Below are 15,447 nucleotides of genomic sequence, written 5' to 3'. Positions count from 1 at the left end.
TAGTCGGCGTACTGGATCGGCAGCGGCGCGAGCGGCACCGGTTCGCCCGACGCATAGGCGCGATAGAACGACGCAAGCTCGAACAGCATCACACCCGACGACCAGCCGTCCGACACGATGTGGTGGACGGTCAGCGCGAGCCAGTGATGCGTCGCGTCGAAGCGCACCAGGTGCGCGCGGACGAGCGGCGCCACGCCGAGATCGAACGGTTCGGCTTCCTCGGCCGTCGCGACCGCTTCGGCGCGTGCCGTGCGCTGCGCGTCCGGCAGCGCTTCAAGATCGGTTTCGCGCCACGGGCAGCGCAGCGGCGCGTGGATCGTCTGCGCGACGCCGTCCGGCGCTTCGTCGAAGGTCGTGCGCAGCGCCTCGTGGCGCGCGATCAGCGCATCGCATGCAAGCCGCAACGCGTGCACGTCGAGCGGGCCCGTCAGCGCCAGGCGCTCGGTGATGTGATACGCGTCGGGCGCATCGATCAGCCGCGCATGCAGCCACAGCCGCGTCTGCGCGAACGACGCCGGCACGCGGTCGCTGCGCGGCGTGCGCGGCGGGATCGGCAGCACGCGAAAATCGATGCCGGCCGCGCCGAGCTTGTCGATGAACACCGCGCGCTGCGCGTCGGGCAGTTGCGCGAAACGCGTCGCGAGCGCCAGCCAGTCGGGTTGAACCTTCGTCATCCGTCGTCCTTATTGGGTTTCCAGTTCGCCGAGCAGCGCGTCGATCGCGCTCGCCGCATCGGTCGCGCCGCGTGCCGCGCAGGCCGCGTCGATCGCCTCCGCGCAACGCGCCAGCGTGCGCGTGTCGAACAGCGTGCGCAGCGGCAACGCGAGCCCCCAGTGAAGGTTCGCCTGCGCATGGGCCTGCGTCGCGAGCAGCGAATGGCCGCCGAGCAGGAAGAAATCGCCGTCGCGGCCGATCGCGTCCACATGCAGCACGCGTTGCCAGATCCCGGCGAGCGCGCGTTCCGTGTCGGTCGCGAGTGCCGCTTCGGCTGCCGTCTCGCGTACCGGCGCGGGCAGCGCATGGCGGTCGCACTTGCCGTTCGGCGTGACGGGCAACGCGTCGAGTTCGACCAGCTGCGACGGCACCATGTAGGCCGGCAGGTGCGCGCGCAGCGTGTCGAGCAGCGCCGCCCGGTCGATCGGGGCAGCATCGCCGCGCGCGACATAACCGACCAGTTGCTCGTCGCGCACGATCACGACCGCATCGTTCACGCCGGGCGCCGCGCGCAGCAGCGCCTCGATCTCGCCCGGCTCGATCCGCTGGCCGCGCAGCTTGACCTGCGTATCGACGCGGCCGAGGTAATCGAGCGCACCGTCCGCACGCCGTCGCGCGAGGTCGCCCGTGCGGTACATGCGCGCGCCCGGGACGAACGGATCGGGCACGAAGCGCTCGGCGGTCAGCGCCGGACGGCCGAGATAACCGCGCGCGAGGCCCGCGCCCGCGAGATACAGTTCGCCGGTCGCGCCGGCCGGCACCGGCTGCAATGCGGCATCGAGCACGTGCAGCTGCAGGTTCGCGATCGGATGGCCGATCGGCACCGCGACCGCCTGCGCGTCGTCGGGGCCGCACGTCCAGTGCGACACGTCGATCGCGGCCTCGGTCGGCCCGTACAGGTTGACGAGCGTTGCGTGCGGCAGCAGCCGTGCCATTTTCTCGACGAGTTCGGGCGCGAGCGCCTCGCCGCTCGCGACGATCAGGCGCACGCTGTCGCATTGCGCGGCGGCCGCGAAATCGTCGAGATGCGCGGCGAACGCGGCGAGCATCGACGGCACGAAGTGCAGCACCGTCACGCCGTGCGCATGGATCGCGGCCGCGAGACGCGCCGGATCGCGATGGTCGCCGGGCGCGGCGATCGCGAGCTTCGCGCCGATCGCCAGCGGCCACACGAATTCCCACACCGACACGTCGAAGCCGAACGGCGTCTTGTGCAGCACGACGTCGTCGCGCGTCAGCCGGTACGCGTGCTGCATCCACGCGATCCGGTTCGCGAGCGCGCCGTGCGTGTTGCCGGCGCCCTTCGGCTTGCCGGTCGAGCCGGACGTGTAGATCAGGTAGGCAAGCTGTGCGTCGTCGACCTCGGCGGTCACGCCGGCGGGGTCGTCGACCGTTTCGTCGACGGTTTCAGCGACGGTTTCATCGACCAGCAGGTCCGCGACCGTCAGCAACTGCGTCGTTGCACCGTCGCCCAGCGCCGCCTCGACCTGCTCGCGCAGATGGGCCTGGGTGATCGCGACGGCCGGCCGCGCGTCGCGCAGCAGATACGCGATGCGTTCGGCCGGATAGTCGGGATCGACCGGCAGGTAGGCCGCGCCGGCCTTCAGCACGCCGACCAGCGCCATCACCATGTCGAACGAACGCTCGACGCACAGCGCGACCGGCGTATCGGGCCGCACGCCGCGCCGGCGCAGCGCGGCCGCGATGCGCGACGTACCGACGTCGAGCTCGCGATAGGTCGCGCGATGCACGCCGCCGTGAACGTCCGCGTATTCGAGCGCGATCGCGTCGGGCGTCGCCCGCGCCGCATCGGCGAATTGCAGGTGCAGCGGCTGCCGTTGCGAAACCGGCCATGTGCGTGCGGTGTCCTGCGCCCGCGCCAGTGCGTCGCGGGTGGCGTCGTCTGCGATCGACAGTGTGCCGAGCAGCGCATCCGGCGTGCGGGCCAGCGCATCGAGTGCGCAGGCGAACGCGCGGTGCCAGGTTTCGACCTGCCGCGCATCGACGCGCGCGGTGTCGTAGCCGTAGTCGATCGTCAGCTCGGCGCCGCTCTCGATCACGAGCGTCAGCGCGAAATCGGTGGCTTCGATGCTGCGCACGCCGCTCAAAACCAGCGCGCGCGGATCGGCGTCGCGGGCCGTGTCGTCGACCGGATAGTTCTCGAACACGACCAGCGTGTCGAACAGTGCGCCGCCCGCGCCGCGCGCCCAGCGCTGGATGTCGGCAAGCGGCGTGTGCGCGTGCTCGGCTGCCGCCGCGTTGTCGCGTTGCAGCGCTTGCAGCCAGTCGGCCGCGCGTTGCTGCGGCGCCGGCGCGGTGATCACCGGCACCGTGTTGATGAAGAGGCCGAGCACCGCATCGACGTCCGCGAGTGCGTCGGGACGGCCCGCGACGGTCGCGCCGAACGCGACGGCCGGCTGGTGCGTCATCCGCTGCAGCGCGAGCGCCCACGCGCCCTGCACCAGCGTGTTGACGGTCAGCTTCAGCGCCCGTGCCGTCTGCGCGACACGCGTCATCGCGTCGGCATCGAGCGTCGCGCGCCACGTGACCATGTCGGCATCCGCACGGTCGGCCGTGCGGTCCGCGATCAGCGTCGGGGCGTCGAGTCGTGCGAGGCGTTCGGTCCAGAAGCGTTCGTCGGCGTCGCGGTCGCGCGTGCCGAGCCAGGCGATGAAGTCGCGATACCGGAGTGCCGGGCGGCTCGCGAACGGCGATACGGCGTCCGGGTCGCGGTAGTCGCGCAGCACGTCCGCCAGCAGGCGCGCGGTGCTCCAGCCGTCGAGCAGCACGTGGTGACGCGTCCACACGACGCGCCATGCGTCGTCGGTCACGCGGATCAGCGTGAGACGCATCAACGGCGGCTCGCGCCAGTCGAAGCCGCGTGCGCGATCGGCCGCGAGCCATGCGTCGAAATCGGCGTCGAGCGTGTCGCCGCGCGTGCGCCAGTCGAGCTGTTCGACCGGCATCCGCGCATGGCGATGCACGCACTGCAGCGGCGCGGCTTCGTCCGGCATCACGCTCGTGCGCAGGATGTCGTGGCGCGCGACGGACGCCTCGAACGCGGCGACGAGCCGGTCGGCATCGAGCGCGGCCGCGGTCGCGACGAGCTGGTTCACGTAGCTGGCGTGACCGGGGGCGAACAGCGCATGGAACAGGATGCCCTGCTGCATCGGCGACAGCGGATAGACGTCGTCGATCGTGCGCCAGTCGAGCGGCGTGCGTTCGATCGCGGCCTGCGTGAGACCGGCGGCCTGCGCGAGCGGGAAATCGCCCGGCGTCGCGCCGGCGCCGCGATGCGCGACGCGTGACGCACACGCGTCGACGAGCTCGCGCAGCGCCGCCGCGAAGCGCTCGGCACATGCGTCGATCGTCGTGCGCTCGAATTGCGGTGCACCGTAGACCCAGTGCACTTTCAGCGTGCGTGCGCCGTCGCGATCCGTATCGAGGTACGCGTGGATCGCGAGCGTATTGCCGAGCGGACCTTGCGGATCGCGCTCGACGCCGGTGCCGCCGAAGCGCGGCACGAGCACGGCATCGCGCGGTGCGTCGAACTGGCCGAGATAATTGAACGTGACGCGCGGACGCGGCACGGCGGCCAGCACCGCGCGCGTCGCCGCATCGCCGTAATGCGCGAGCACGCCGAAGCCGAGCCCCTTGTGCGGCACAGCGCGCAACGTGTCCTTGACCGCGCACAGCGTGTCGCGCGCGGTGGCCGCGACCGGCAGCGTCACCGGGTAATGGCTCGTCAGCCAGCCGATCGTGCGGCTCGCATCGGCATCGTCGAACAGCGCCTCGCGGCCATGCCCTTCCAGTTCGATACGGCACGAGGCGGCGCCGCTCGCGCCGGCCAGCGCCAGTGCGAGCGCGGCACCCAGCAATTCGATCGTCTGCGTGCGATAGGCGGCATGCGCATCGGTCAGCGCCGCGCGGGTCAAGGCCGCGTCGATCGTCTGCACGACGACGGCAGCATCGGCGTTCGTCGCCGTGGCGTCGGGGTGGTCGGGCACGACGTCGTCACCCTGCGCCATGCCGGCCCAGTACGTCGCCTCGGCCGCGAACGGCGATGCCGGTTCCGTCGCCGCACGGGCAAGCCGCGACGCCCAGGCATCCGCGCGCAGGCCCGGCTGCGACAGCCAGATCGGCGTGCGTTCGCATGCCGCGCGATAGGCCGAGTCCAGGTCGTCGAGCAGGATGCGCCACGACACGCCGTCGACGATCGCATGGTGAATCGCCAGATGGAGCTGCGTCGAGCCGTCCGGCAAGCGTGCCGCGCATGCGCAGGCCAGCGGCCCGCGACCGAGGTCGAGGCGGCGCTGCAACGCGTCGAAGCGCGCGAGCGCGTCGGCTTCGTCGCGGGCGGCGACTTCGGCGAACGGCAGTGCGTCGTACGGTTTGGCGGCATCGCTGGCGTGCCACGTGCCGTCCGCGCCGCGTGTGAAACGCTGGCGGAATGCGTCGTGATGCGTCAGCAATGCGTCGAAGGCGCGCGCGAACGCATCGGCGTCGAACGGCCCGCGCACGTCGAATGCGACCGACTGGTTCCAGTGGCCCGGGCGCGGGATATCGAGCGCGAAGAAGCGCTGCTGCGCGGGCGTCAGGACCTGCGCCGTCAACGGTGCGCCGGCGGCAGATCCGGCCGCAGGCTGCGCGACGGCGGCGGCGACAGCCACGTCCTCCGTCTTCGCGATGCGTGCGAGTTCGGCGACCGTCGGGCCGTCGAACAGCTGCTTCGGCGTGAAGCGCACGCCGCGCTTGCGAGCACGGGCGATCACCTGCAGCACGAGGATCGAATCGCCGCCGAGTTCGAAGAAGTTGTCGTCGCGGCCGACCTGCGGCGCCTTCAGCACGGCCTGCCAGACTTCGGCGAGCACCGTTTCGACCGCGCCCTGCGGCGCATTGCCGGACGCGGTCGCGATCGGCGCGGCTGCCTGTTCACGCAACGCGGCACGATCGATCTTGCCGTTCGCGGTCACGGGAAGGCGCGCGAGCGCGACGAACTGCGCGGGCACCATGTAGTCGGGCAGCTTCGCGGCAAGCGCCGCGCGCACGGCGGCCTCGTCGAAGGTCGCGCCGTCGCGCATCACGACGAACGTCGCGAGCCGCAGGCGGCCATCGTGTTCGATCGCGAGCGTTTCGGCCTGCGCGACCGGACCGGCCGCACGCACGGCCGCACTCACCTCGCCCGGTTCGACACGGTAGCCCCGAATCTTCACCTGGTCGTCGATGCGGCCGAGGAACGCGAGACGGCCGTCGGCGCGCAACCGGACACGGTCGCCCGTGCGATACAGCCGCGCGCCGGGCGTAAACGGATCGGGCACGAAGCGCTCGGCGGTCTGCGCCGGGCGCCCCAGGTAGCCGCGCGCGACGCCCGGCCCGCCCAGATACAGCTCGCCCGTCGCGCCGGCCGGCACGCACGCGCCGAACGCGTCGAGCACCAGCGCGCGCGCATTCGGCAGCGGCAGGCCGAGCGGCACGCCGCTCGCGGGATCGCGCGCATCCGCGGCAATCGACGCCGTATCGCACGCGATCGCACCGACCGTCGCTTCGGTCGGCCCGTAGTGGTTGATCACGCGACAGGCCGGCGCAAGCGCGGCCAGGCGCGCGACGAGCGCCCACGTCAGCGTTTCGCCGCCCGTCACGAGCGCATGGCGCGGCAGCACGTCGGCCGGCACGCGTGCGTCGAGCAGCGCCTGCAGGTGGCTCGGCACGATCTTCAGCACGCCGACGTCGCGGCGGCGCATCTCGTCGGCGAACAGGTCCGGATCGAACGCGCACGCGGCCGGCAGCAGGTGCAGCGTGCGGCCCGCGCACAGCGCGCCGAACAGCGTCGTGTGACCGAGGTCGGCCGCGACGGTCGATACCATCGCGAACGATGCGTCCGGTGCGAACGCGAGTTCGTCGAGCATCCCCTGCACGTAGTCGGCCAGCGCGCCGTGCGACACGACGACGCCTTTCGGCGTGCCGGTCGAGCCCGACGTATAGATCAGGTAAGCGCCCTGTTCCGGGTGCGGCGCGACGCGCACGCCGGCCGCGAGCGCGAGCGTGGCGTCCTGCGCGAGCGTGTCGACGTCGAGCGGCTGTGCGTCGATGCCGGCCGGCCACGCCGCGGTATCCGCGACGAGCGCCCAGCGCGCGCCGCAGTCGGCTGCCGCCGCGGCCAGCCGGGCGGCCGGCTGGGCGGGATCGAGCAGCACGGCGAGCGCGCCGGCCTTCAGCGCGCCGAGCAGGCCGACGACGAAGCGCGCGGAGCGTTCGATGCAGACGATCACCGGCACTTCTGCGCCCACGCCTCGCCCGGACAGCGCGCGTGCGATGCGGTTCGATGCGTCGTCGAGTTCGCCGAACGTCAGCGACGCCGACGCATCGGCAAGCGCGACGCGATGCGGATACGCGGCCGCCTGCCGCGCGAACGCGGCGGCGATGTCGGCATGTTCGATGCGCAGCGCACGGCCATCGCGCGGCTGGCGCGCAGCCGCCGACGCGTCGCACGGCAGGACGGCCGTCGTCTGGTGCGGATCGCGCGCGGCGGCACCGACGAGCGCCGCGTAGCTATGGAGCCACGCACGCGCGGTGTCCGCATCGATGCAGTCGGTCGCATAGGCCGCGACCAGTTCGATGCCGTTCGCATCGTCGGTGAAATCCACCGCGTAGTCGAAGCGTGCGGCGAGATCGGGGCCCGGCGTCGCAACGGCCGTCGCGCCCGGCAGCGCGCTGTCGTGCCGCGCGTCGAACTGCTGCGCGAATTTCACGCGCAGCCATTCGTCGCCGCGCTTGACCGGCGGCTTCACCGCGTCGACGACACGCTCGAACGGCACGTCCTGGTGGGCGACCGCGTCGAGCGCCGCCGTGCGCGCCGCATCGACGAGCGCGCGGAACGGCAGCGTCGGCGCCACCCGCACGCGCAGCGCGACCGTATTCAGGAACAGGCCCAGCAGCGCACGCGTTTCGGGGCGCTGACGATGCGCGACCGGTACCGCGACCACGACATCCGTTGCGCCGGTCAGGCGCGACAGCCACGCGTCGAGCGCGGCCAGCAGCACGGTGAAGACGGTCGCCTGCGCGTCGCGCGCGAGTTGCCGCACGTCGGCCGCGACCGCGTCGGGCAGCCGCACCGACACGCGCGCACCTTGCAGCGTGCGCGCCGCGCCCGGCTGGCGGTCGACCGGCAGCGCGAGCGGGCCCGGCACGTCGCGCAATGCGCCGCGCCAGTAATCGAGCTGACGTTCACCCTCGCCGCCGGCCAGCATGTCGCGTTGCCAGTCCGCATAGTCGGCGTACTGGATCGGCAGATCGGGCAGCGACGGCGCGCGGCCTTCCGCATACGCGCGATAGGCGGCCGACAGTTCGTCGAACGCGCAGCGCGAGCTCCAGCCGTCGGTGATGGCGTGATGGGCGGTCAGCATCAGGCGGTGACGGTCGTCCGCGAGCGCGACCAGCGTCGCGCGCAGCAGCGGGCCGCGCGCGAGGTCGAACGGTTCGGCCGCCTCGCGCTCGGCAAGACGCGCGGCTTGCGCGTCGCGGGCGGCGGGCGGCTGGTCGCGCAGGTCGACGCTGGCGATCGACACCGGCAGGTGCGCATGAATCCGCTGCATCACCACGCCGTCTTCGTTGTCGACGAGCGTCGTGCGCCATGCCTCGTGCCGGCCGATCACGTGATCGAGCGCGCGTTGCAGCGCGTCGCGATCGAGCGTGCCGTCGATCGTCCAGTGCGCGGCGATGTGATAGGCGGCGCTCGCGTCACGCGTTTGCGCGAGCACCCAGAAACGTTGCTGCGCGAGCGAGGCGGCGCGATCGACGTACGGCGCGTATGCCGCGGCGGCATCGGCCTCACCGGTCGTCAAACGGCGCGCGGCGATCGCGGCCAGCGGTTCGCCGGTTTCGCGTTCCGCACGATCGACCGCTTCGGCCAGTTCGGCGAGCGCCGGATCGGCAAACAGCGTATCGAGCCGCAGGTTCACGCGTACCGCGGCCCGGATCGCGGCCTGCAACTGCATCGCGGCGAGCGAATCGGCGCCCAGCGCGAAGAAGCGGTCGTCGCGCGACGGTGCGACATCGAGGCCGAGCAGCGTCTGCCAGAGGCCGGCGAGCTGCTGTTCGGTCGGCGTGCGCGGTGCGTCGCCGCCACCCTGCGTCGTGTCGCGCGCGGCGGCAATCTTCTCGCGCAGCGCGGCACGGTCGATCTTGCCGTTCAACGTGTACGGCAGCGCATCGCAGCGCACGAACCGGTGCGGCTGCCATGCGGCCGGCAGTTGCCCGGCCACGTGCGCCTTGAGCGCCGCATCGTCGGCCGCCGCGCGCAGTGCGACGCACGCGATCAGGCGCGTCGGCCCGTTGCCGGTGTCGGCGACCACGGCCGCGTCGGCCACGGCCGGATGCGAGCGCAGGCACGCGGCGATTTCGGCCGGCTCCACGCGCACGCCGCGCACCTGAACCTGGTCGTCGAGGCGACCGAGATAGTCGAATGCGCCGTCGTCGCGCAGCCGTGCGAGGTCGCCGGTACGGTACACGCGCGCACCGGGTTCGCCGTCGGCATCCGGAACGAAACGTTCGGCCGTCAGCGCCGGGCGGCCGTGATAGCCGCGCGCGACGCAGACACCGCCCAGCAGCAATTCGCCCACACCGTCGCTGTCGACGCCGTCGAGGCGCGCAACGCGCGGGCCGATCACGCGGCCGATCGGCAACGACGCATAAGCATCGTCGGCGGCCAGCGCGGGCGTCTCGCCCGGTTCGACCGGCCACAGCATCGGCGAAATCACGGCCTCGGTCGGCCCGTAACCGTTGATCAGGCGTACCGACGGGAACGTGCGGCGCACGAATTCGAACGCCTGCTGCGGCAGCGCTTCGCCACCGAACGCGAGCACGCGCAGCGCCGGCGGCACGCCGTCGCGCGCGGCCACCGCGGCGAATTCGCGCAGGTAGGCGGGCGGGAACGCCGCCACGTTGACCGCTTCGCTCACCATCAGCGCATGCGCGGCATCCGGCGCGAACGGCTGCGGCGGTGCGACGACGATGCTCGCACCGGTCGCGAGTGGTGCGAGCCAGCACTCGTGCGCGGCATCGAAATTGACCGACGCGAAATGCAGCAGGCGGTCGCCGGCCTCGATCGGCAGCGCGGCCGCGAGCGCGTCGCAGTGCGCGGCCAGCGGCCCGTGTTCGACGACGACCGCCTTCGGCGTGCCGGTCGAACCCGACGTGTAGATCATGTAGACGGCCGCACGCGGGTGGACGGGCGCCGCTTCGTCGTCCTCGGCGACCTCCTGACCATCCGCTGCCTCGGCGGCCGCATCGAACGCGTGCTCGAATGGCGTGCCGAGCGCCGCGCGGCCGGCCGCGTCGACGATGCCGTGCCGCAGCTGCGCATCCCGGACGATCCAGTCGAGGCGCGCGGCCGGATGGCGCGGGTCGAGCGGCACGAACACGCCGCCCGCCTTCAGCACGGCCAGCAGCGCGACGAACAGTTCGCACGAACGCTCGACGCACACGCCCACCCGCACTTCCGCGCCGACACCGGCCGCGCGCAGTTGCCGGGCCAGCCGCGACGCCCGCGCGTCGAGCGCGCCGCGCGACAGGCGCAAGCCGTTCTGGAAAGGTGCCGCGATTGCGGGTGCGTCGGGCGCGAGGCGCGCCAGTTCGCGGATTCGGTGATGCAGCGCAGTCGGGAAACTCGTCATGTGCGTGAAATCCTTCGGTCCGGCCGCTTCGGCCAAGTCTCGGGGCCGCTTGGGGCGGCTTCACTGGTGTGACGAACGGCGCGGCCGATTTTTTACCGTTTTGTGCGCAAAGTGCGGGCGGACGCTTTTTTTGAACGCGCGGCTAAATATTTGCGCGGCCCGTTCGTCTATCAGGGAGGAAAGCCGCAACGGGGCCCCGCCTCGCCCGCCGCTTTCGCGCCAGATTTGCCGTTTTGGCGTATTCGCCTGCCTTCCCTTTACCGACGTTGCCGATGACAGCTGCCCACGAGCCTTCTTCCCCGCCGTCCCTCGACGCCTCCCCCGCCCGCCCCGCGGCGCGGCTGATCCTCGCGCTGCTGCGCGAAAGCCGCGCGTCGCTCGCGCTGGCGCTCACCGCGTGCGTGCTGAACGGCGTCGCGAGCGTGCTGCTCGTCGCGACGCTGAACCGCGCGCTGTCGCAGCCGGGCGCGGCCGACGCGTCGCTCGCATGGCGCTTCGCGCTGTGCGCGGTGATCGCGCTCGTCACCCGGATCGTGTCGGGCACGCTGTTCGCGCGCCTGTCGCAGGACACGATGGCGCGGCTGCGCGTGCATCTCGCGCGGCGCGTCGGCGCGGCCGAGCTGCGCGACATCGAGCGGATCGGCGCGGCGCCCGTGCAGTCGGTGCTGACCGACGACGCGACCAACGTGTCGATGCTGTTCTTCGCGCTGCCGAACCTGGTCATGCACGGCTCGATCGTGTTCGGCTGCCTCGGTTATCTCGCGTGGCTGTCGTGGCCGGTGTGCCTGCTGGCGCTGGCCGCGATCGTCGCCGGCTCGCTCGGCTATCACACCGGCGACCGCCGCGCGATCGCGTCGCTCGAAGCGGCCGGCCAGGCGCAGGACCGCCTGTTCGGTTATCTCGGCTCTCTGTTTTCCGGCGCGAAGGAGCTGAAGCTGCACGATGAACGCGCAAGACAGTTCGTCGACGGCCAGCTCGGCGCCGCGATCGGCGAAGTGCGCGACCACCGCCGCCGCGCATTCAGCGCGTACGCGGTCGGCGTCGGCTGGATCATCTTCCTGTTCTATGCGTTCCTCGGCGTCGCGTCGTTCTGGCCGCAGCTCGGCGTGCACGCCGATCCGGCCGCGGCCGCCGGCTACGTCGTCGTGTTCCTGTTCATGCTCGTGCCGCTCGACGGCCTGCTGAACAACCTGCCGACCGTCAATGCGGCTCGCGTGTCGCTGACGCGGATCGAAGGCGTGATGGCCGAATTCGGCGCGCTGCGCACGGTGCCGCCCGCGTCCGAAGCACGAGACGTGCCGCCCGCCGGCGCCGTCACGTTGCGCGGCGTCACGCATGCGTACTTCCACGAACGCGACGAACGGATGTTCAGCATCGGGCCGATCGACCTGACGATCAGGCCGGGCGAGCTCGTGTTCATCGTCGGCGGCAACGGCAGCGGCAAGACGACGCTCGCGAAGGTGCTGACGGGGCTTTACGAACCGGAGGAAGGCACGATCGAGGTCGACGGCCGCCCGATCGGCTGGCGCGAGCGCGCCGCCTATCGGCAGCGCTTCAGCGCGGTGTTCAACGATTTCCACCTGTTCGATGCGCTGCTCGGCATCGTCGACCCCGACGATCCGTCCCGCGCGCAGGCCGATGCACGCGCGAACGCGCTCGTCGCGAAGCTCGCGCTCGATCACAAGGTGAAGGTGGTCGACGGCGCGTTCTCGACCCGCGCGCTGTCGACCGGGCAGCGCAAGCGGCTCGCCCTCGTCGTCGCGTACCTGGAGGACCGGCCGTTCTACCTGTTCGACGAATGGGCGGCCGACCAGGATCCGTCGTTCAAGGCCGTGTTCTACGAACAACTGCTGCCCGAGCTGCGTGCGCGCGGCAAGGCCGTGATCGTGATCACGCACGACGACCGTTACTTCGATCTCGCCGACCGCTTGTTGAAACTCGACAACGGACGCATCGTCAGCGACACGATGCCCGCTCGGTCACGTGCGCAGGATGGCGTCGACGCGCTGAGCGCGTAATCCGGCAGTCGATGAAAAAATCGCCGGTGGGCTGCAATGGCAGCGCACCGGCGAAGTTCGTTTCAGAAGGAAATGTGGATGGCGCGCGGCGCGATCGTCGCGACACTCCGGCCGTTCAGCGCGAGCCCGGTCTACCGTCACACCCTGCCCGCCCGGGCGGCATCGACCGCCACACACTCAACGCACGGCCGGCAGCTTCAGCATCGTGTCGGTCATCACGTCGGCCAGTTTCAGCGCCGACATCGGCCCGCCGAACCCCCAGATATTGCGTTCGATCAGCGCGATCCGGTGTTCCTTCATCGCGGGGACGAAACGCCACACCGGCGAATCGAGTTTCGCGGACAACGGCACGTCCATGCCCGATGCGGTCACGAACAGCACGGCCAGCTCGCGCTGCCTGAGCAGATCGGCCGACGTCACGTACAGCGTGCCTTCCCGCGTCGGTTTCTTCGGCCACGGGTCGAGCCCGAGCGCCCGCGCGAGGCCCGCCGACGTGCTGTTGCCCGTATAGGCCCAGTAGCGGTCGGGCAAGCCGAGATCCTGCAGCAGCGCGATGCGCTCGCCTTTCCTGCCCGCGGTCGCGAGCCGCGCCGCATTGCGCGCGATGCCTGCATCGAGTTGCGCATCGACCGCCTGCGCGCGCGCGTCGCGCCCCGTGACCCCACCGATCGTCCGGAAGATCTGCCGCATCCAGTCGAGCTGCGTCACCGGCACGCCGCCGTCCGACACGTTCGGGCTGAACTGGAACAGGATCGTCGGCGCGATCCGGTCGAGCGCATCGAAAATCGGCGCATGACGGAAGCCGACGCCGATGATGAGATCGGGCTTGACCGCCGCAATCGCCTCGAGGCCCGGCTCCTGGCGCGAACCGATGTCGGTCACGCTGGCGAGCCGGTCGCTTTGATAACCGAGCCAGCCCGGATAGAACGCCGTATCGGCCATCCCGACCGGCACGAGGTCGAGCGCGATCACGCTTTCCGCGAACATGAAGTCGAGCGCGACCACGCGCTGCGGCCGCACCGGCATCGTCGCGCTCGCCTGCGACACGACGGGATTGCCGGCCAGCGATACCGCACCCGGCGCACCCGGCACCCGCACGCCCTGCGCGCGATGTGCATCGAGGGCCGCGGCAACAGCGCCGGACGAGACCGACAGCGCGCCGCAACACGCGGCGCCGAGCGCCGCGAGTGCGCCGATTGCGCCGAGTGCGTGCCGGCGGCCGGCATCCGTCACCGGATCGCGTCCTGCTCGGCCAGCGCCGCGTCGTCCATCGTCAGTAGCAGGGGGCAGCTTCCACACAGTTGCGTTTCTCCAGGAATTTCATAGCGCAAGCAGCACACGCGTCGCGCGCGGAACGGCGTCGGCAGCAGCGCCGAACGCGGCACCGCATCGCGCACGGGCATGCGCAACGGATTCGGCTCGCACGCAAAGCACGTCGCACCGAACAGCCAGCCCGCGTCGCGCACCGGATCGGCCACGCATGGCAGCGCACGATACGTCTCGAGCAGATAGTCGAGCAGGTTGCCCGCGTTGCTCCACAGCACGCGCGGCGTGACGCGCCCCATCGCCGCGAGCAGGTCGATCACCGCGCCGAGATGCGCGACGAGCCCCGCATAGCGTGGCGCCGGATCGTCGCAGGGTTCGCCGAGCGCATCGTGCGTGAAATACAGCGCGGCGGGCATCCCGTCGTCGAGCGCGACGAACGTGCGCTCGGGTGTCATGTCGAGCGGCCGGCCGAGCGTCAGCGCGGCGACGACGCCGGCCGGCGCCGCGCGGCCGAAATAGTATTTGCTCCATTGCGACATCAGCGCGCGCGCGTGCTGCGCCGGATCGCCGCCGTAATGGCGGACCATCGCGTCGAGCACGATGTCGCGGTGCGCGGGCAACGCGCTGACCGGCACGACGAGGCGGCCCGGCGCGTGCGCGTCGTCGGGCAGACCGAGCCAGACGACGTCGAGATGATCGGCGAACGGTTCGGGCGCGAACGCCGAGAAACGCGTGGCGCGCGCGCCGTCGAGCGGCAACGTCATCGCCCCGCGCGCCGGGCGCGGCGCCCCTCGAGGATCAGGAGCCCGAGCAGGTACGGCGCACCGATCAGCGCGGTCAGCACGCCGGCCGGCACTTCGCGCGGCGCGACGACCGTGCGCGCCGCGAGATCCGCCACACCGAGGATCAGCGCGCCGCACGCGGCCGCGAGCCACAGCCGCGTACGGTGCCGGCGCGCGCCGAGCATCGTCGCGACGTGCGGCGCCATCAACCCGATGAAGCCGACCGGCCCGACCGCCGCGACGGCCGCACAGGCGGCGAGCGTCGCGATCGTCAGCGCGAGCGGCCGCAGCACGGCCACCGGCAGGCCGAGCGCGGCCGCCTGGTCGTCGCCGAGCGCAAGCATGTCGAGCGGTTTCGCGAGCCATGCGAACACGGGCACCGCGAGCACGCACCACGGCAGCAGCATCGACACCTCGCCCCAGCTGCGGCCGTAAGTCCCGCCGACGAGCCACACGACGAAGCGCGCGGGCTGCACGCTTTCCTGCGTGATCAGCCATTGCGCGAGCGTGGTCCACAACGCGCCGATCACGATGCCCGTCAGCGCCACCGCGAGCGGCGCATAGCGATGCCGGTGATTCAGCGCGAGCGTGATCGCGAGCGACAGCCCGCCGCCGATCAGCGCGGCCGCCGCGAGCGTCACGTGGCCCATCAGCGGCCACGTCGACAACGCGAACAGCGTGACGAGCCCCGCACCCTGCGTGACGCCGAGCACTTCGGGGCCCGCGAGCGGATTGCGCACGACGCTTTGCATCGCGACACCGCTCACTGCGAGCAGCGCGCCCGCGAGGAGCGCGCACAGCAGCCGCGGCATGCGCAGGTCGATCAGCATCCGCGCGAGCGCATCGTGGCCGGACAGCGCAGCGGACCAGCGCCCGATCGACAGCCACTCGGGGCCGGCCGACACGCCGACGAACACGGCCAGCACGCCCGCCACGACGAACAGCGCCGTGCGCAGCGGCCAGCCGAGCCGCTCGAGCCAGCCGACGAGCCGCGTC

6 protein-coding genes are annotated in these 15,447 nt (G+C 71.7%); 1 reads left to right on the top strand and 5 read right to left on the bottom strand.

All coding sequences use genetic code 11. The features are described 5' to 3' along the window. Together L810_RS27895 and L810_RS27890 are read right to left on the bottom strand one after the other, a co-directional pair. Window positions 1-674: condensation domain-containing protein (locus L810_RS27895; RefSeq protein WP_042976477.1), on the bottom strand; the 674-nt coding region annotated here is incomplete at its 3' end. Between the two features lie 9 nt (window positions 675-683). Then, window positions 684-10,385, bottom strand: coding sequence for a non-ribosomal peptide synthetase (locus L810_RS27890; protein WP_042976475.1), 9,702 nt, complete (start codon window positions 10,383-10,385; stop codon window positions 684-686). A 272-nt stretch (window positions 10,386-10,657) separates the two neighbouring features. On the opposite strand from L810_RS27890, the gene L810_RS27885 reads away from it, so the two are divergent. Beyond that, window positions 10,658-12,403 carry a cyclic peptide export ABC transporter gene (locus L810_RS27885; RefSeq protein ID WP_021161647.1) on the top strand — a complete coding sequence of 582 codons (1,746 nt, stop codon included), beginning with the start codon at window positions 10,658-10,660 and terminating at the stop codon, window positions 12,401-12,403. A gap of 177 nt (window positions 12,404-12,580) precedes the next feature. Here L810_RS27885 and L810_RS27880 read toward each other — a convergent pair whose 3' ends face one another. The 3 genes from L810_RS27880 to L810_RS27870 all read right to left on the bottom strand — a co-directional run. Further along, the gene (locus tag L810_RS27880; protein ID WP_021161646.1) at window positions 12,581-13,636 is read right to left on the bottom strand and encodes an ABC transporter substrate-binding protein; all 1,056 of its coding nucleotides are present in this window, start codon (window positions 13,634-13,636) and stop codon (window positions 12,581-12,583) included. Continuing rightward, window positions 13,633-14,433, bottom strand: coding sequence for a siderophore-iron reductase FhuF (gene fhuF / locus L810_RS27875; RefSeq protein WP_021161645.1), 801 nt, complete (start codon window positions 14,431-14,433; stop codon window positions 13,633-13,635). The genes L810_RS27880 and fhuF overlap by 4 nt, the downstream gene beginning before the upstream one ends. Continuing rightward, window positions 14,430-15,447: iron chelate uptake ABC transporter family permease subunit (locus L810_RS27870; RefSeq protein ID WP_042976472.1), on the bottom strand; the 1,018-nt coding region annotated here is incomplete at its 5' end. The genes L810_RS27870 and fhuF, both read right to left, overlap by 4 nt.

Source organism: Burkholderia sp. AU4i, from assembly GCF_000466765.1.
In the GTDB taxonomy this organism is placed as follows: domain Bacteria; phylum Pseudomonadota; class Gammaproteobacteria; order Burkholderiales; family Burkholderiaceae; genus Burkholderia; species Burkholderia cepacia.
This window is presented reverse-complemented; position numbering and strand designations above follow the sequence as displayed.

Excerpts from the sequence above, each read along its gene's own strand:
- L810_RS27890 (WP_042976475.1), bottom strand. The coding sequence starts at position 10,385 with ATGACGAGTTTCCCGACTGCGCTGCATCACCGAATCCGCGAACTGGCG.
- L810_RS27885 (WP_021161647.1), top strand. The coding sequence starts at position 10,658 with ATGACAGCTGCCCACGAGCCTTCTTCCCCGCCGTCCCTCGACGCCTCC.
- fhuF (WP_021161645.1), bottom strand. The coding sequence starts at position 14,433 with ATGACGTTGCCGCTCGACGGCGCGCGCGCCACGCGTTTCTCGGCGTTC.